The following is a 16,618-nucleotide window of genomic DNA, read 5'->3' on the forward strand; positions in this document are numbered from 1 at the left end:
CGGTCCTCAGGGCGTGGACGCTGCGGCCGCAACCACCGGCCGGTCGCGGAACAGCAGCAGGAAGGCGATCAGCACGATGAGCGCGACGCCGGCCGGGAACAGCCAGATCTGCTGCCAGTCGGGCCCTGCGGCGGTGGTGTAGTGCTCCACCACCGCGCCGGACAGGAAGGTGCCGATCAGCATGCCCACGCCATAGGTGGCCAGGGTGATGAAGCCCTGCGCACTGCTGCGCGCGTCGGGGCCGGCATGGGCATCGGTGTAGATCTGGCCGGTGACGAAGAAGAAGTCGTAGCAGATGCCATGCAGCACGATGCCGATCACCAGCAGCGAGAAGCCACTGCCGGCATCGCCGAAGGCGAACATGCCGTAGCGCACGACCCACGCTGCCATGCCCACCGCCAGCATCGTCTTGACCCCCAGCCGCACGAACAGGAACGGCATGGCCAGCATCAGCAGCACTTCCGAAACCTGGCCCAGCGACTGCAGGCCCGCGGCGCCGCGCACGCCCAGATTGTTGAGATAAGGATTGGTGAAGTTGTAGTAGAACGACAGCGGGATGCAGATGGCGATGGAGGCCAGGAAGAACACCAGATAGGAACGCGACTTCAGCAGCCGCAGTGAATCCAGCCCGAGGATCTGCCCCAGCCCGGCGTCGCGCTGCCGGGCCAGCGGCGGCGTGTGCGGCAGGGTGAAGGCATACAGGCCGAGCAGCAGCGACGCCAGCGCGGCCATCTGGAAGGTCAGCTCGAGCCGGTGTGCCTGCTCCCAGCCCATCCAGCCGATCAGCACGCCGGCGATGATCCAGCCGATGCTGCCGGCGACCCGCACCAGCGGGAACTGTTTTTCAGGCGATTGCATGTGCCGCATCGCCACGCTGTTGGCCAGTGCCAGCGTCGGCATGAACAGCAGCATGTAGCCCATCACGCAGGCGGAGAACGTGGTGAAGTCCGTCGCGGTGGACGCCAGCCACAACAGCACCGCACCGGCCAGGTGCAGGACCGCGAGGATGCGCTGCGCCGCGAAGTAGCGATCGGCGATCAGGCCGACCAGGAAGGGCGCGACGATGGCGCCGATCGACTGGCTGAGGAAGGCGGTCGCGACCTGGCTTGCACTGGCCTGCAGCGGGCCCTGCACCAGGTACGTGCCCAGGGTGACGAACCACGCTCCCCAGATGAAGAACTGCAGAAACATCATCGCGCCCAAGCGCGACATGGCGTGCGTCATGGCTTGCCCTCCCGGGGCGGTAATGACTCAGATTCCCAGCATGCGGTGCAGTGATGCGGCGTCGGTGCCGCTGTCGGCGAAGTCATCGAAGGCGCGTTCGGTCACGTGGATGATGTGGTCGCGGATGAAGGCAGCGCCTTCGCGCGCGCCGTCCTCCGGGTGTTTCAGGCAGCACTCCCACTCCAGCACCGCCCAGCCCGGAAAGTCGTACTGCGCCATTTTCGAAAAGATCGCCTTGAAGTCGACCTGGCCATCGCCGAGCGAGCGGAACCGGCCCGGACGATCGATCCAGTCCTGGTAGCCGCCATACACGCCGCTGCTGGCGCTCGCACGGTACTCGGCGTCCTTGACGTGGAAGATGCCGATGCGGTCGTGATAGCGGTCGATGAAGCCCAGGTAGTCCATCTGCTGCAGCAGCAGATGGCTGGGGTCGTACAGGATCTTCGCCCGCGGGTGATGATCCACCACGTCGAGGAAGCGCTCGAAGGTGGCGCCGTCGTGCAGGTCTTCGCCGGGGTGGATCTCGAAGCACAGGTCCACGCCGCAGGCGTCGAACGCATCCAGGATCGGGCGCCAGCGGCGGCCCAGTTCGGCGAAGGCTTCGTCCACCAGGCCGGGCGGGCGCTGCGGCCAGGGATAGAAGTACGGCCAGGCCAGCGCACCGGAAAAGGTGGCGTGCGCGGTCAGTCCCAGATGCTGGCTGGCCTTGGCCGCCAACATCAGCTGATCGACCGCCCAGGCCTGGCGGGCGGCGGGGTTGCCGTGCACCGCAGGCGGTGCGAAGCCGTCAAACAGGCTGTCATAGGCGGGGTGGACCGCGACCAGCTGTCCCTGCAGATGGGTCGACAGTTCGGTGATCTGTACACCGTGCCCGGCCAGCATGCCGGCCACATCGTCGCAGTAGCTCTGACTGCGCGCCGCTTGGGCAAGATCGAACAGGTGGGGCGCCGTGGTGGGTACTTGTACGCCAGAATAGCCCAGCCCCGCGGCCCATCCGGCCAACGTGTCCAGCCGATCAAAAGGAGCTTTGTCGCCGATGAACTGCGCCAGGAACAGCGCCGGACCCTTGAGCGTCTTCAAGGTGATTCGCCCTCGATGCAATCGATTGCATTACCCTAGCATGGGCCTCCCGCAGACCCGTTGTGCAGTGCACAGCGGAAACAAGAGCTGAAACCATGGCAACCATCTACGACATCGCCAAGCACGTGGGCGTCTCTGCCGGCACGGTGTCGCGGGCGCTTTCCCGGCCTGACAAGGTGCTGCCCGCCACGCGCGCGCGCATCGAGCAGGCGGCTGCCGCGCTCGGCTACGTGCCCAACACGGTGGCCCGGACACTCAAGACCCAGCGCAGCGGCAAGATCCTGGTCACCGTGCCGGATATCGCCAATCCATTTTTCGCGCAGATCCTGCAAGGCGCGGAGGAGGCGGCACAGGCAGTCGGCTACGCGGTGCTGCTGGGCGATACCCAGCATCAACCCGACCGCGAGGAGCGCTACGCGCAGATGCTCCGGCGCAACGAGGCCGACGGCATGATCGTGCTGGGGCATCGATTGCCGCCAACGGCGCGCGAGATCGTGCAGCAACGCGGCGTCACCGCGCCGGTGGTCAACGGATGCGAGTTCGACCCTGCGCTGGGCATTCCCAGCGTCCACATCGACAACGCGGCGGCTGCACGCGCGGTGATGGAACACCTTTACGGACTGGGTCACGCGCAGATCGCCGTGGTCGGCGGGCCGCCCGACAACCCCCTGCACCAGCAGCGGCTGCAGGGTGTCCGGGCCGCGGGCAAAGCGCGCGGACGCCTGCGCCAGCAGCGGATCGTGCCAGGCGACTTTTCCGTGGAATCCGGCCATGCGGCGGCGATGGCGTTGCTGGACGTGGCACCAGCACCGACCGCGATCTTCTGCTTCAGCGACCAGATGGCGCTGGGCGCCCTGGCGGCCTGCCGTGAGCGCGGTGTCCGCGTGCCGGATGACCTGTCCATCGTCGGGTTCGACGACCTGGCGTCCTCGCGTTACCTCACGCCGCCGTTGACGACCATCCGGCAGCCGATGCGCGAGATCGGCGAGCGCGCGGTCAAACTGCTGCTGGCGATCATCGAGCATGCCGATGTGCCGCTCCAGCAGACGCTGGATTTCAGCCTGATGCTGCGGGGCTCGACGGCGGCGCCCAGGCCAGGTCGCGACCTTGATCCCTTGATCCCGAATTGACGCGGAGCTGTCAGACTCACGCCAGGCAGCCCGGCACGCGTCGAGGTGGAATGCCGGGCTGGAGTGCTGGGGTGGAGTTCTGAGATGGGACCTGCGATCGCGCAAGGGGGTCGGCAATGCCGTTCTTGACTGACTCGACCGAGGTCGCGGTCGAAGGCATCGGCGCGGCGCGGCGCATCGGCTGGATGCGCTTCGTGGGCAATGGCCTGGGCGCGATCCCGATCGCCTCGATCATCCTGGAACGCCAGGACGGTGCGCTGGCCTGGGTCCTGCTGCTGCTCAATGCACTGGCCTGGCCCGCGCTCGCGCTGCTGCTGACCCACCGCTCCCGGCAGCCTGCCGTGGTCCAGTTCCGCTGCATGGTGGCCGATTCGTTGTTCGGCGGTGGCTGGATCGCCTTCATGGGGTTGAGCGCAGTGCCCAGTGCACTGTTCGCGGCGCTGCTGGTTGCGGACAAGATCGCGGCTGGCGGCGTGCGCCTGGCGATGCGCGCCACGCTGGCACTGGTGCTGGGTTTTGCGATCACCTGGTGGGCGCTCGGGTTTCCCTACCAACCGGTGACCTCGCAGCGCACGATCGTGCTCAGCGTGCCGTTCCTGTTCGTCTACGGCATCGGTCTGAGCATCCTCAGCTGGCAGCTGGCGCGTCGGGTGAAATCGCAGAACCGGCAGCTGCAGCGCTTGAGCCGGATGGACCCGCTGGTCGAGCTGGCCAACCGCGGCTTCCTGATCCTGCGTGCGCAGCAGGCGCTGGACAAGGCGCAGGGGCAGGGCGGCTTTGCCTGCCTGCTGATGCTGGACGTGGATGATTTCAAGCGCATCAATGACTCGCATGGCCATCGCGCCGGCGATGAAGTCCTGCGGCACATCGCCTCGACCCTGCGCGCGTTTGCCCGGCCCGGCGATACCCCGGCCCGCCTCGGCGGCGACGAGTTCGTGGTGTTGCTGCACGACTGCGCGCCGGTGGATGCGATGCATGTGGCCGAGCGGGTGCGCCTGCACCTGCTCGAGGCGGCCCGCCAGGCCACCCCGGGCGTGGAGTTCAGCGTCAGCATCGGCATTGCCGCTACGCCGCGCGGCGGCAGTGTGGAAGACTGGCTGGCACAGGCCGACCGGGCGCTGTACCACGCCAAGCGTCAGGGCAAGAACAACGCCAGCTACGGCGAACACGGCGCCGCCCAATGACGGCGTAACGGCCGTTCATCCTGCACACGGAATCGCACGGCCAATCCTCTACCATGGGCCACCCCGCCCGGACGTGCCCCCATGCAAGACGCCCTCGTTGTGCAGCCCAAGCCCCCCGTTCCGAGGATCGCGGCCTGGCTGATGATGCTGCTGGGCATGTGGCTGGCGCTGAAGCTGGGCCTGGTGGTGACCCTGCTGTCGGGCCTGCTGGTGTTCCAGCTGACCCACCTGCTGGCCTCCACCGTGGAAGGCCGGCTGCCACCGGGGCGGGCGCGGGCGATCGCGGTGATCGTGCTGTCGGCGGTCATCATCAGCGCGCTGGTACTGGCCGGGATCGGCGTGGCCTCGTTCTTCCGCAACGAAACCGGCGGGCCGGACGCGCTGCTGGCACGGCTGATGGAGATCCTCAATTCGTCGCGGCACCAGGTGCCGGCGCTGTTGCAGCCCTACATTCCCGAAGACATGCCGGCGCTGCGCGCAGCGCTGAACGACTGGGCCGCCGAGCACCAGCGCCAGCTGGGCGTGGCCGGCACCTCGGTGGTGCAGGTGGGCGTGCGTGTGCTGATCGGCATGGTGCTGGGCGCGATGATCGCGCTGTATGACGAACTGCCGCTACCGAAGATGGGGCCGTTGGCGCAGGAGCTGATCGGCCGCACCAGCCGCCTGGCCACTGCGTTCCGCCAGGTGGTGTTCGCGCAGGTGAAGATCTCGCTGCTCAATACCGTGTTCACCGCGATTTTCCTGCTGGGTGTGCTGCCCTTGTTCGGGGTGCACCTGCCGTTGTCGAAGACGCTGGTGCTGATCACCTTCATCGCCGGCCTGCTGCCGGTGGTGGGCAACATCATCTCCAACACCATCATCACCATCGTCGCGTTGTCGGTGTCGTTCTACGTGGCGGTGGCGGCGCTGCTGTACCTGATCGTCATCCACAAGCTGGAATATTTCCTCAACGCGCGCATCGTCGGTGGCGAGATCCAGGCGCGCGCCTGGGAACTGCTGCTGGCCATGCTGGTGATGGAGGCGGCATTCGGACTGCCGGGCCTGGTGGCCGCGCCGGTGTTCTATGCCTATGTGAAGCGGGAACTGGTGGATCAACGCTGGATCTGAAGCAGGTGACGTGACGGATCTGTTTCGGTGAGCCGGGCGCCGCCTCTTGGCGGCACGTTCGCGATGACTGGGGTATATGCAGGGGCAGGGGCCGCGTAGTGCTGGCTTGGCACTGCCGGGGCCGCTCAGTACAGTGATCCGCACGTCAGGGGAAAGTTGAATGGCCGGCAAGGTATCGCCCATCGGGTTGCGGACCTGGGTCTGGATCCTGGCGGGACTGTTCGTGGTCTGCACCCTGCCGCTGATGGTCATCGCCCTGGTCCAGGGCACGATGCGCTATGCCGCCGCCGAGGACAATCTGGTCAGCCTGCGCCAGCTGCGGCAGACGTTTGATCTGGCCAACCTGGTCTCCTCCGAACGCGGCCCGGCCAACAGCCTGCTCGGCGCGCGCGCGGACGAAGGCGCCGAGCAGGCGCGGCTGGCCATGCAGCTGGCCGTGGTGCGGCGGCGGGTCGACGCCGCCATGCTGCAGCTGGACACCGCATTCAAGGCCCATCCGGGCGAGGTGGATGCGCACGCGATGCTGGCCGATGCGCAACGCCGCCTGAAGTCGGCACGCGCCAGCGTGGACCGGGTGGCGGCGCAGCCGCAGGACGCACGCCGGGTCGAAGACGTGGAGCGCGCGATCAGCAGCATGTTCGCGGTAGTCGACCGCCTGCACCTGCTGACGTCCGCACAGATCAACGTACTGGTCCGCGCCGATCGCGAGGCAGCGATCCCGGCGATGCAGGGCCAGGTGCTGATCGACCTGCGCGAGCACGGCGGGCGTTTGGCGTCCAACGTGATGGCGCCGGTGGCGGTGCCGGGTGCGTGGCGCAACGAGCAGGTACGCGCGGCGCTGCAGACCGAGGGCCGCCTGCTGGAGCTGTGGCGGCTGGCCGGCAGCCACGAGGCAGTGTTCCGCAGTGACCCGGCGTTGTCCTGGCACTGGGACATGGCGCGGCGGCAGTTCTTCGGTGAATCGTTGCCGATGGTCGAGCAGCTGATCGAAGATGGCCGTCGCGGTGTACCCCCGCCCTGGACCGCCGCCGAGTTCACCCAGCGCTATGTGCCGACGCTGCAGTCGCTGGAGGCGCTGCGCGATGGCTACCTGAGCGTTGCCATTGCCCGCTTCGAACATACCCGCAACCGCGCGGCCATGCGCCTGGCGGTGCTGGTGGCGACGGTCGTGGGTACGCTGCTGGTGCTGGGCGTGGCGCTGCGCATCGCCCATGTGCAGATCCTGCGCCCGCTGTTGCAGGCACAGCGGCAGGTGATCCAGATCGCCTCCGACGCGCCGGGGCCGGAGCAGCACGTCACCCATCCGCTGGCGGAAATGCAGCGCCTGTTCGATGCGATCGAAGTCCTGCGCGAGACCTCGCGCGAACGCTCGGCGCTGACCAGTGAGCTGCGGCAGCTGGCGGGTACCGATGAACTGACCGGGCTGTTGAACCGCCGCGCGCTGGACCAGCGGGTGCAGCAGCGCCATGCCGAGGGCGCTGCGGCGGCGGTGGTGATCCTGCTGGATGTGGACCGCTTCAAGTCGATCAATGACGGCCATGGGCATGATGCCGGCGACGAGGTACTGGTGCAGGTCGCGCAGCTCCTGCAGCGCCACCTGCGCCGCAGCGACAGCATCGCCCGCTACGGTGGCGAAGAATTCCTGGTGCTGCTGGCCGATGGCGATCTGGATGCCGGTCGCCGGCTGGCCGAATCGCTGCGGTTGGCGCTGCAGCAGCTGGACATCGTGGTGGGCGGCGATAGCACGCTGCGGGTGACCGCCAGCTTCGGCGTGGCCGAGGGCGGTACCGACGCACTGGGCTGGCGCACCCTGCTGCGCGCGGCCGATGCGGCGATGTACCAGGCCAAGGCGCAGGGCCGTGACCGTGTGCGGGTAGCCGGTGGGGCACGCGCCTCACGTTGACCGGTCATGTTCATCGCCGGCGCACGTGGCGCGCCCTACACTGGCCGCCCGATCGCTGCAGGAGTCCACCATGACCGTGCGTCCCATTGCCATCGCCGCGCTGCTTGCGGGCCTGCTGGCCGGCTGTGCCAGCCCCGCATCGAAGACCACGGCCGATGAACCGCGCCCTCCCTCGATCGCGGCCGGCATGAGTCCGGTGCCTGCGTTCACCGGTGGTGGGGCAGGGTGGAGCATCGAGATCGCGTCCACCGGCAACGGCAACCACGATGCCAGCCTCAGCGTCGATGGCCGTACCCACAAGGGTACGTTGCGTTATCTCGGGCAGCCGGCCGATGCGCCCAGTTCGCTGATCGTGCTCAATGGTGAGCTGGACAGGCAGCCCGCCGTTGTCGAGATCAAGCGCGAGTCGTGCCGCAATGCCGAAGGTGTCGACACCCTGGCCAGCGTGCAGGTGACGATGGAAGGGCAACCGCAGCGACGTGGTTGCGGTCACCTGGCGGTGTACTGAGCCGACCGGCAGCATGCTCGATATCCCCACCCTGCACACCGCGCGCCTGCGGCTGCGTCCGCAACAGCTGGATGACTTCGGCATCTATGCCGCGTTCCTGGCGTCGTCGCGCGCGCGCGGCATGGGCGGTCCATTCGATGAGGTTGCCGCGTGGGGCCAGTTCTGCCATGACCTGGCGAGCTGGCATCTGTTCGGCCATGGTGCGCTGATGATCGAACGCAGCGATACCGGCATGTGCATCGGTCAGGTCGGCATCAACCATGGCCCATTGTTCCCGGAAAAGGAGCTGGGCTGGCTGCTGTATGACGGCCACGAAGGGCAGGGCTTCGCCACCGAAGCGGCCGGGGCACTGCGCGACTGGGCCTTCGTGGTGGCACAGCTGCCGACCCTGGTCAGCTACATGGCGCCCGACAACCTGGCGTCGCAGGCCGTTGCGCAGCGGTTGGGCGGCGTGCTCGACGAACAGGCCGTGCGCAGTGATGCCGTTGACCTGGTCTATCGTTACCTGCGCTGACGCCTAGCCGCCGGTGGCCGGTGCCTGCACGGTGCGGCCGAGCGCGTTGGCGACGCCTTCGCGCTTCTCGATCAGGAATTCCATCAGCGCGCGCACGCGGGGAGGCATCTGCTCGCGCGATGGCACGTACAGGTAGAAGCCGGGGAACGGCGCGGACCATTCCGGCATCAACCGCAGCAGGCGGCCATCGGCCAGCATCGGCTGCAGTGACAGGTCGATGTGCTGCATCACGCCCAGCCCCTGCAGTGCGGCGCGGATCATGCCCTCATCGTCGTTGGTGACATAGCGCCCGCGCGGTTCCACTTCAAAATCATGACCGGGCTGGCCGGGCGTGCTGAACTCCCAGGCATAGACCGTGCCGCTGCCGGTCTGGCGGTAGCCCAGGCACTCGTGCCCGGCCAGTTCGGCGGGCGTGCTGGGTGTGCCATGCCGGGCCAGGTAGGCCGGCGAGGCGACCACCACCATTTCCAGCATCGGCGTTACCGGCACGGCGATCATGCCTTCGGCCAGCCGTTCGCCCAGCCGGATGCCGGCGTCGCAGCCATCGGCGACGATGCTGGACAGGCCATCGTCCATCACCAGCTCCACGCGCAGCTCGGGGTAGCGCGCGAAGAATTCAGGCAGGTGTGGTTCGATCAGCGTCTTGGCGGTCAGGCGTGCGGTGTTGATGCGCAGCAGGCCGGAGGGGGCGTCATGGCTGGCGCGCAGGTCGCGTACTGCGCTGTCGATGGTGCTCAGCGATGGCTGCACTGCGTCGAACAGGCGCTGGCCTTCCTCGGTCAGCGACATCTCGCGGGTGGTCCGGTGCAGGAGGCGCACGCCCAGTTGCTTCTTCAGCGTCTTCAGGCTCTGCGACAGCGCGGGGCGCGAGACACCCATCTCCTCGGCCGCTTTGGTGAAGCTGCGATGGTGGGCAATGTGGGCAAACCAGGCCAGCTGCGGCAGCAGGGCCGGGTTGATCGCGGTGGGGGCACTCATGGGGGCTCGGTCGGGCGCCACGCCCGTCGCATTCTGGTAATCACAGCTTACTACTGTGGTTGAGATTGGCGTCTTTTCTGCTCCCAATCCCGGGTCTATCGTGCTTGCAACGGCGACACCGGTCGCCCTGCCGCAAACGAGGAGCCACCGCATGGAAACCGTCAAGATCCAGAACCCGGACATGGCCTGGCATATTGCTGCCGACCTGCACCTTCCGCCGGACTTCGACCGCAACCGGACCTATCCCACGATCATCAGCATGCACCCGATCGGCAGCTGCAAGGAGCAGACGTCCGGCAACGTCTACGGTGAGGCGCTGGCCCGCGAGGGTTATGTGGTGATCGCCTACGACGCCAGCTTCCAGGGCGCCAGTGGTGGGCAGCCGCGACGGATCGAAGACCCGACCCAGCGTGTGGAGGATGTACGCCGCGTGGTCGACTATCTGGTCACGCTGCCGTACGTGGACGCCGCACGCATCGGCGTGCTCGGCATCTGTGGCGGTGGTGGCTATGCGATCAACGCCACCATGACCGAGCGCCGCATCAAGGCCGTCACCAGCATCACCGGCGTCAACTTCGGCCGGCTCAGCCGCGAGGGCTTTGGCGGCTTCGATCCGATTGGTTCGCTGGAGGCCATCGCCGCACAGCGCACCGCCGAGATGCGTGGCGGCGAGGCACGTGTGGACCTGTTCCTGCCGCCTTCGGTGGAACAGGGGCGCGCTGCCGGCATCACCGATATCGACGTGCTGGAAGCCACGGACTACTACCGCACGCGCGGGCCGCAGCCCAACGGCGTGGTCAGCGCGCTGTTCTCGCACCGTGGTGCGGCGGTGGGCTGGGATGCCTTCCATCTGGCCGAGGTGCTGCTGACCCAGCCGTTGCTGGTGGTGGTCGGTGACAAGCCGGGGGCGTTTGGTGCCTACCGCGATGGCCTGGAGATCCATGGCCGTGCGGCTTCGAAGCACAAGCAGCTGAAAGTGGTGGAGGGTGGGTCGCACTATGATCTGTATGACCAGCCGGAGCCGGTACGGCAGGCACTGGCGGCGGTGATTCCGTTCTTCGGTCAGCATCTGTGAGCTGACGTCCCGGCGGCGCTGCCGGTGGCGGGCCGGTAGCGCCAGCCGTTGCACGCCGGGCCGGCGATTTGTCATCCTCGCGGCTGCGTTCCGTACCGTGGAGTTCCGATGCGCCCCGCGCTCTGGCTGGCCCTGGCCCTGCTGCCCACTGTGGCGGTGGCGCAACCCGTGCGTGCCCCCAAGGCCAATGGGCAGGCGCAGGATCCCTTCAGCAAACTGTTCGATACCGCGTGCATGCAGCACATCGGGGCGCCTGCCCGCCTGCAGTCATTGATGGAATCCAATGGGCTGTCGCCGCTGCAGCCTGCTGAAGCGGCGACGCTGCTGCAGGGCCAACCGGGTGTGGCCTGGATGGTGCCGCTGGCCAGTGGCCGCTATGCGGTCAGCTGGGCCGACGATGGCACCTGCACGGTATATGCGGAAAAAGCCGACGCAGCGGTGGTGCAGAAGGGCTTCGCGCGGCTGGTGCAGGCCGCGCCGAAGCCGTTGCAGGTGCGCTCGCTGCCCGGGCATGGGCCGTTGTCGGCCGACCAGGTGGCGATCCAGTACGGGTGGGCCGCGTCGGGGCAGAGCCGGCTGCAGGCGCGCTTCCGACTGGTCACGCGGCCCGCCGCCGATGCCGGTGTGCAGGCGATGGCCTCGGTGACCCCGGGGGAGCCGATGCCGGAGCAGAGCGCGCCTCGGCCCTGATACGCGCCACGCCCGCGATTCAGCCTTTCACGCAGGATGTGGTATATCGTTTATCGATAAATCCATCCCGGGGCGGCATGCCACCCCAATGCCGGAGGCCGCTTGACCGCTCGACCCGCCCGCGCCAGACCCGCGCGAGGCTTGTTCACCCTGGCCCAGGCCGCCGTGCAGGCCGTGCGCGCGATGTGCTGGCTGGGCATCCTGGCCGCACTGCTGGCCGTTCCCCTCGTCGCCCACGACCGCCGCTGGCTGCTCGACAGCGTGCATGATGCCGCTGCCGCGGCCGCGCACGGCAACGATCTGTTCCTGCATTTCTGCCTGGGGCTGGGCGCCATCGTCGTGCTGCTGGTGCTGTGCCTGGTGTTCCTGCGCCATCTGCTGCGGCTGCTGGATTCGGCGGCACGCGAACAGCCGTTCACCCACGCCAATGCACACCGCCTGCAGCGCATGGCGTGGTTGATGCTGGCGATGGAGCTGCTGTCGATCCTGATCGGTGCCTACGCTGCCTGGATGGGCCCGGACTTCACCTGGATGGAGGTCGGCGGTGGCATGTCGATCACCGGCCTGGTCGCGGTGCTGATGCTGTTCGTACTGGCGCGCGTGTTTGCCGCAGGCGCGGCGATGCGCGATGACCTGGACGGTCTGGTCTGATGGGTACGCGCTGATGGCGATCGTGATCACCCTCGACCGCATTCTGCAGGAACGGGGCATGACCCTGTCCGAGCTGGCCGGGCGCATCGACATCACCCTGGCGAACCTGTCGATCCTGAAGACCGGCAAGGCACGCGCCATCCGCTTTTCCACGCTGGATGCGATCTGCCGGGAGCTGCAATGCACGCCCGGCGATCTGCTCGGTCATGACCCGGCGCAGGCGCAGGATGCCGATTGAATGACTGCTTTCTTCCCTTACCTACTGACGAAACGGACCTGAAATGGAATGGTTGGCTGACCCCTCGATCTGGATGGGCCTTGCAACCCTGGTCGTGCTGGAGATCGTGCTCGGCATCGACAACCTGGTGTTCATCGCGATCCTGGCTGACAAGCTGCCGCCGCACCAGCGCGACCGCGCACGGGTGATCGGCCTCACCCTGGCCCTGTTGATGCGGCTGGTGCTGCTGGCGGCGCTGGCCTGGATCATGAAGCTGACCGAGCCGCTGCTTACGCTGTTCGACCACAGCTTCTCCGGGCGTGACCTGATCCTGCTGGGCGGTGGCCTGTTCCTGCTGTTCAAGGGCACGATGGAACTGCACGAACGGCTGGAAGGCCGCGAGCACCACGAGGATGGCAAGAAGGTCTATGCCAGCTTCGCGATGGTGGTGGCGCAGATCGTGGTGCTCGACGCGGTGTTCTCGCTGGACTCGGTGATCACTGCGGTCGGCATGGTCGACAACCTCGGGGTGATGTATGCCGCGGTGACCATCGCGATGGCGCTGATGCTGGTGGCCAGCAAACCGCTGACCCGTTTCGTCAACAAGCATCCCACGGTGGTGGTGCTGTGCCTGGGCTTCCTGCTGATGATTGGTTTCAGCCTGGTGGCCGAGGGCCTGGGCTACAAGATCCCGAAGGGCTACCTGTACGCGGCCATTGCCTTCTCGATCCTGGTCGAAGCGTTCAACCAGTGGGTGCGTTTCAACCGCGAGCGCAACGAGCGGCGCCAGCCGTTCCGCCAGCGCACCGCCGACGCCGTGCTGCGCATGCTGGGGGCGCGTCCGGCCAACGGACACGACGACGAAAGCGAGGACGCACACGCCGATACCGAAGAGCGGCTGCAGCCGGCCGAGCACGAGATGATCCGCAGCGTGCTGGGGCTGGCCGATCGCCCGGTGTCGAGCGTGATGACCGTGCGTGCCGACGTGCAGTGGATCGACCTGGCACGCGGGGAGGACGATGTGGTGGCGCGCCTGGTGGCCTCGCCGCATACCCGCCTGCTGGTTGGCGACGGCGATCTGGACAGCCTGCGTGGCGTGGTGCAGAGCCGCGACCTGCTGGCCGACCTGCTGCAGGGCAGGCCGCTGCAGCTGGAAGGCAACCTGCGCGAGCCGCAGTACGTGCTGTCCAGTGCCAGTGCACTGCAGGCGCTGGAGCTGATCCGCCAGCACCCGGTGCCGCTGGCGGTGGCAGTGGACGAGTACGGCAGCGTGGAAGGCCTGGTGACGGCCAACGACCTGCTGGCCGCGATTGCCGGTGACCTGGTGGATACCCAGGACGAACGCTATGGCGTGGTTGCGCAGGGCGAAGGCCAGTGGGAGGCCGATGGTGCGCTGACCCTGGATGACCTGCAGCGCCTGGCGGGCGTCTCGCTGCCGCGCAGTGCCGACTACATGACCATCTCCGGCCTGGTGCTGGAGCGGTTGGGGCGCCTGCCGGACATCGGCGACGCGGTGGAGATCGCCGACGTGCGCATCACCGTACTGGCGATGGAGAAGCGCCGCATCGCCCGCCTGCGGGTGGAGCGACTGCCCGGGGCGTGATGCTGCCTCTACCCAATGACACGCGGGCCCGTCACCATGGCGGGCCCGCTTTTCTTCCTGGATGGTTGCAGTGCTGAGTACGATCGGTTTGTTGATGGGCCTGTACGTGGCCTGGCGCCTGTTCTGGCCGCTGCGCCTGCCCACCGCACTGAAGGTCGTGCTGTCGCTGCTGCTGGTGGCTGTGGCCGTGCAGCTGCGCATCGTCGCCACCTTCTGGGGCACGATGGCCTCGCCGGAGATACCGAAGCTGGCGATCGCCACGCTGGCCACCGGCTCGACGGCGGTGCTGCTGCTGGCGCTGGTGATGCTGGTGCTGGACGCAGGACTGCTGCTGTCGCGCCTGCTCCGCCGGCCGCGCGCGGTATCGGCATTGTGCGCGCCCAGGCTGCGTCCCGTGGCCGCTGTGCTGGCGCTGCTGGTCAGCGGCTATGGCGTCAGCCAGGGCATGGCCGTGCCCAAGCCCCGGCAGATCGACGTGGCGATCAAGGATCTGCCGGCCGCCTTCGACGGCTATCGCGTGCTGCAGCTGACCGACATCCATGCCAGTCGCCTGCTGACCGGTGACTGGGTGCGCAGGGTGGTGAAGCAGAGCAATGCGCTGAAGCCGGACCTGATCGTGATCACCGGCGACCTGATCGATGGCAGCGTCGAGGCCCGTCGCGATGACGCGCGCCCGTTGGCCGACCTGCGTGCGCCGGACGGTGTCATTGCGATCACCGGCAACCACGAGTACTACGCGCAGTACCAGGACTGGATGCAGGCGTTCCGCGCGCTGCACATGCAGGTGCTGGAGAACAGCCACCTGCAGGTACGGCGTGGTGAGGCGGCGTTGACCATCGCCGGTGTCACCGATCCGGTGGCGGCACGCTATGGACTGCCGCTACCGGATCTGGACGCGGCGTTGGCCGGTGCCGATCCGTCCGCGCCGGTGATCCTGCTCGACCATCGCCCGCGTACTGCGCGCGAGGCCGCCGCGCGCGGCGTCACGCTGCAGCTGTCCGGGCATACCCACGGTGGCCAGATCATCGGTATGGACCAGCTGGTGAAGCGCGCCAACGGCGGCTATGTCTCCGGCCGCTACGAGGTGGACGGCATGACCCTGTACGTGAGCAACGGTGCCGGCCTGTGGGCCGGGTTCCCTGCGCGCATCGGCGTGCCGTCCGAGATCACCCTGGTGACATTGCGCCGCGCGCCGTGATGCTGCACACGCCTTCATGGAGGAAGGAGCCATGGCGCATCCCCGCGCGCCGATGGAACACCTGATCCGAGCCAATGCCGATGAGATCAACCGGCTTCGCCAGGTGATCCGTGATACCGCAGGTGCGCGTTGGCGAGGACCGGAGCAGCGGGCGCGCCATGCTGCGGCCTGCGCCGAGTATGCGCTGCGCTATGAGCAGCTGGCCTTTCCGGGCGGCTATGACCAGGCATTGAAACTGCTGGCCGAGCATGACCCCGGCACGCTGGATGCAGCGCTTACCTTCCTCGAAGTGCGGCCCTGCTTCTTCCGGTCCGGCTACATGTGGAAGACGTTGTTGAAGCGCGTGCAGCGGGTGCCGATGGGCGTGAAGCAGCACGCGCGGATGCAGAGAATCCTCGATGCCTACGGCGCTTACCGGGTGGGACGCCTGCACTCCCGTTAGCTCCAGGTCATCCAGCAAGATCGCCTTGCATCCAGCATTCATACTGGCCCCGGATCAGAGATCATCTGCACGGGGTTCTCAAACAGGGAAAGGCACCATGCAGGAAGCACAACACTCACGCGGGTGGCCACGCTACGTCGCACTGCTGGTCGGTGCACTGCTGCTGACCGGTTGCCAGCGCACACCGGAGGTGCCCGGCGAAGCACCCGCGGCTGACGCGCCGGTTGCCGCGCCAGTGGCCAGCACCGACCTCTCCCCGCTGCTCGATGCCCTGCCGACGTGTGCGCTGGAGGGCTGGTACATCGATCAACAGACCGATCGCCCGGCCCACCCCTGGTTGGCCGCGAATGCACCAACGCCCTGCCGGGAGGACGTGGAGAACGAGATCGCCACGTTCTGCGTACAAGGCCAGTGGAAGGGGCTGCCGGTGGACGAAGTGATCCTGCCGACGATGACGTTCGTTTCGTTCCGTGGGGCGAAGATCGGGTTGCCGCTGGAGAAGGCGCGCCCGATCATCCGCCAGCGCTTCGGGCAGGATTTTCCAGGCGGTGCCGCCTACGAGGAGGGCCACGAGCCGAAGCTGATGGCCGACCCCGAGGATGCGCAGCGTTCGTGGCTGCTGTGCAGCACCCCGGAACTGGGGCACGACGTGGACAGCGAGGGAAGCCTCCGCTATGCCGGCATGAACCTGCCCTACGACCACGACGGTTGCAGCTACCGCTACAGCCCGGTCGACTTCTGCGATGCGCGGCATCGCGCGCGCATCGAGGATGCGCTGCAGAACCAGAAGCCCAATTTCAACCAGCACTATCTGCTGGTGCAGATCGATGATCGCCCTGAGTACTTCCAGCGCACGGTGGTGCTGGTCGATACCCGCACCGGCGAGGCAACACCGCTGCCGATCGACGCCTTCACCGGAGCAGCGGGGAAGGGCGGAGAGGCTACCGGCTACGGGACTCTGGAGACGGGCGTGGACCAGCCGCAGTTCTGCCTCGATGGCGCGTTGCTGGTCTACCGTGCCTTCGAGGAAGGCCGCTTCTGCTTCGGCTTTGACGGTGAACGCTTCACCGGCCATGAAACCCAGTACATGCAGGCAGCCGAGTCTCCTTAGAGG

General features: G+C 67.4%; 17 protein-coding genes. 14 read left to right on the forward strand and 3 right to left on the reverse strand.

Features of this window, described 5'->3' with window-relative positions:
* Positions 1 to 6 precede the first annotated feature (6 nt).
* The gene (locus N440_RS03215) at positions 7 to 1,224 is read right to left on the reverse strand and encodes a nucleoside permease (RefSeq protein WP_133934061.1); all 1,218 of its coding nucleotides are present in this window, start codon (positions 1,222 to 1,224) and stop codon (positions 7 to 9) included.
* 27 nt (positions 1,225 to 1,251) lie between these two features.
* A complete protein-coding gene (locus N440_RS03220) occupies positions 1,252 to 2,304 on the reverse strand; it encodes a sugar phosphate isomerase/epimerase family protein (RefSeq protein ID WP_133934062.1) in 1,053 nt (350 codons plus the stop codon).
* A gap of 95 nt (positions 2,305 to 2,399) precedes the next feature.
* Here N440_RS03220 and N440_RS03225 point away from each other — a divergent pair, with 95 nt between their 5' ends.
* The 6 genes from N440_RS03225 to N440_RS03250 all read left to right on the forward strand — a co-directional run bounded on the left by N440_RS03225 (position 2,400) and on the right by N440_RS03250 (position 8,650).
* Complete coding sequence (locus N440_RS03225; protein WP_133934063.1) at positions 2,400 to 3,434, forward strand: LacI family DNA-binding transcriptional regulator; 1,035 nt, start codon at positions 2,400 to 2,402, stop codon at positions 3,432 to 3,434.
* 116 nt (positions 3,435 to 3,550) lie between these two features.
* Positions 3,551 to 4,618, forward strand: a complete 1,068-nt coding sequence (locus N440_RS03230; RefSeq protein ID WP_049458899.1) for a sensor domain-containing diguanylate cyclase — start codon at positions 3,551 to 3,553, stop codon at positions 4,616 to 4,618.
* An 81-nt stretch (positions 4,619 to 4,699) separates the two neighbouring features.
* A complete protein-coding gene (locus N440_RS03235) occupies positions 4,700 to 5,725 on the forward strand; it encodes an AI-2E family transporter (RefSeq protein ID WP_053449071.1) in 1,026 nt (341 codons plus the stop codon).
* A gap of 160 nt (positions 5,726 to 5,885) precedes the next feature.
* Positions 5,886 to 7,628 carry a GGDEF domain-containing protein gene (locus N440_RS03240; protein ID WP_133934064.1) on the forward strand — a complete coding sequence of 581 codons (1,743 nt, stop codon included), beginning with the start codon at positions 5,886 to 5,888 and terminating at the stop codon, positions 7,626 to 7,628.
* A 70-nt stretch (positions 7,629 to 7,698) separates the two neighbouring features.
* A complete protein-coding gene (locus tag N440_RS03245) occupies positions 7,699 to 8,136 on the forward strand; it encodes a hypothetical protein (protein ID WP_133934065.1) in 438 nt (145 codons plus the stop codon).
* A gap of 13 nt (positions 8,137 to 8,149) precedes the next feature.
* Entirely contained in the window at positions 8,150 to 8,650 is a 501-nt protein-coding gene (locus N440_RS03250) for a GNAT family N-acetyltransferase (RefSeq protein WP_133934066.1), read from the forward strand.
* A gap of 3 nt (positions 8,651 to 8,653) precedes the next feature.
* Here the strand turns inward: N440_RS03250 and N440_RS03255 are convergent, their stop codons facing one another.
* A complete protein-coding gene (locus tag N440_RS03255) occupies positions 8,654 to 9,628 on the reverse strand; it encodes a LysR family transcriptional regulator (protein WP_133934067.1) in 975 nt (324 codons plus the stop codon).
* 151 nt (positions 9,629 to 9,779) lie between these two features.
* Here N440_RS03255 and N440_RS03260 point away from each other — a divergent pair, with 151 nt between their 5' ends.
* The 8 genes from N440_RS03260 to N440_RS03295 all read left to right on the forward strand — a co-directional run bounded on the left by N440_RS03260 (position 9,780) and on the right by N440_RS03295 (position 16,615).
* Complete coding sequence (locus N440_RS03260) at positions 9,780 to 10,703, forward strand: alpha/beta hydrolase (RefSeq protein WP_133934068.1); 924 nt, start codon at positions 9,780 to 9,782, stop codon at positions 10,701 to 10,703.
* A 108-nt stretch (positions 10,704 to 10,811) separates the two neighbouring features.
* A complete protein-coding gene (locus N440_RS03265) occupies positions 10,812 to 11,393 on the forward strand; it encodes a hypothetical protein (RefSeq protein ID WP_133934069.1) in 582 nt (193 codons plus the stop codon).
* A 183-nt stretch (positions 11,394 to 11,576) separates the two neighbouring features.
* Positions 11,577 to 12,044: a DUF2975 domain-containing protein gene (locus N440_RS03270; RefSeq protein ID WP_133935965.1), complete on the forward strand. Its 468-nt coding sequence runs from the start codon at positions 11,577 to 11,579 to the stop codon at positions 12,042 to 12,044.
* 13 nt (positions 12,045 to 12,057) lie between these two features.
* A complete protein-coding gene (locus N440_RS03275) occupies positions 12,058 to 12,282 on the forward strand; it encodes a helix-turn-helix transcriptional regulator (protein ID WP_133934070.1) in 225 nt (74 codons plus the stop codon).
* Between the two features lie 43 nt (positions 12,283 to 12,325).
* On the forward strand, positions 12,326 to 13,864 hold the full coding sequence (locus N440_RS03280; RefSeq protein WP_133934071.1) for a TerC family protein: 1,539 nt from the start codon (positions 12,326 to 12,328) through the stop codon (positions 13,862 to 13,864).
* 61 nt (positions 13,865 to 13,925) lie between these two features.
* Positions 13,926 to 15,062 carry a metallophosphoesterase gene (locus tag N440_RS03285; RefSeq protein ID WP_133934072.1) on the forward strand — a complete coding sequence of 379 codons (1,137 nt, stop codon included), beginning with the start codon at positions 13,926 to 13,928 and terminating at the stop codon, positions 15,060 to 15,062.
* A 31-nt stretch (positions 15,063 to 15,093) separates the two neighbouring features.
* Positions 15,094 to 15,504 (forward strand): hypothetical protein, encoded by a 411-nt coding sequence (locus N440_RS03290; protein WP_133934073.1) that lies wholly within the window; start codon positions 15,094 to 15,096, stop codon positions 15,502 to 15,504.
* Between the two features lie 97 nt (positions 15,505 to 15,601).
* Entirely contained in the window at positions 15,602 to 16,615 is a 1,014-nt protein-coding gene (locus N440_RS03295) for a hypothetical protein (protein ID WP_133934074.1), read from the forward strand.
* Positions 16,616 to 16,618 lie beyond the last annotated feature (3 nt).

The organism is Stenotrophomonas sp. CC22-02 (genome assembly GCF_004365115.1).
Lineage (GTDB): Bacteria > Pseudomonadota > Gammaproteobacteria > Xanthomonadales > Xanthomonadaceae > Stenotrophomonas > Stenotrophomonas forensis.

Excerpts from the sequence above, each read along its gene's own strand:
- N440_RS03215 (WP_133934061.1), bottom strand. The coding sequence starts at position 1,224 with ATGACGCACGCCATGTCGCGCTTGGGCGCGATGATGTTTCTGCAGTTC.
- N440_RS03225 (WP_133934063.1), top strand. The coding sequence starts at position 2,400 with ATGGCAACCATCTACGACATCGCCAAGCACGTGGGCGTCTCTGCCGGC.
- N440_RS03230 (WP_049458899.1), top strand. The coding sequence starts at position 3,551 with ATGCCGTTCTTGACTGACTCGACCGAGGTCGCGGTCGAAGGCATCGGC.
- N440_RS03235 (WP_053449071.1), top strand. The coding sequence starts at position 4,700 with ATGCAAGACGCCCTCGTTGTGCAGCCCAAGCCCCCCGTTCCGAGGATC.
- N440_RS03240 (WP_133934064.1), top strand. The coding sequence starts at position 5,886 with ATGGCCGGCAAGGTATCGCCCATCGGGTTGCGGACCTGGGTCTGGATC.
- N440_RS03245 (WP_133934065.1), top strand. The coding sequence starts at position 7,699 with ATGACCGTGCGTCCCATTGCCATCGCCGCGCTGCTTGCGGGCCTGCTG.
- N440_RS03250 (WP_133934066.1), top strand. The coding sequence starts at position 8,150 with ATGCTCGATATCCCCACCCTGCACACCGCGCGCCTGCGGCTGCGTCCG.
- N440_RS03255 (WP_133934067.1), bottom strand. The coding sequence starts at position 9,628 with ATGAGTGCCCCCACCGCGATCAACCCGGCCCTGCTGCCGCAGCTGGCC.
- N440_RS03260 (WP_133934068.1), top strand. The coding sequence starts at position 9,780 with ATGGAAACCGTCAAGATCCAGAACCCGGACATGGCCTGGCATATTGCT.
- N440_RS03265 (WP_133934069.1), top strand. The coding sequence starts at position 10,812 with ATGCGCCCCGCGCTCTGGCTGGCCCTGGCCCTGCTGCCCACTGTGGCG.
- N440_RS03270 (WP_133935965.1), top strand. The coding sequence starts at position 11,577 with ATGTGCTGGCTGGGCATCCTGGCCGCACTGCTGGCCGTTCCCCTCGTC.
- N440_RS03275 (WP_133934070.1), top strand. The coding sequence starts at position 12,058 with ATGGCGATCGTGATCACCCTCGACCGCATTCTGCAGGAACGGGGCATG.
- N440_RS03280 (WP_133934071.1), top strand. The coding sequence starts at position 12,326 with ATGGAATGGTTGGCTGACCCCTCGATCTGGATGGGCCTTGCAACCCTG.
- N440_RS03285 (WP_133934072.1), top strand. The coding sequence starts at position 13,926 with ATGGTTGCAGTGCTGAGTACGATCGGTTTGTTGATGGGCCTGTACGTG.
- N440_RS03290 (WP_133934073.1), top strand. The coding sequence starts at position 15,094 with ATGGCGCATCCCCGCGCGCCGATGGAACACCTGATCCGAGCCAATGCC.
- N440_RS03295 (WP_133934074.1), top strand. The coding sequence starts at position 15,602 with ATGCAGGAAGCACAACACTCACGCGGGTGGCCACGCTACGTCGCACTG.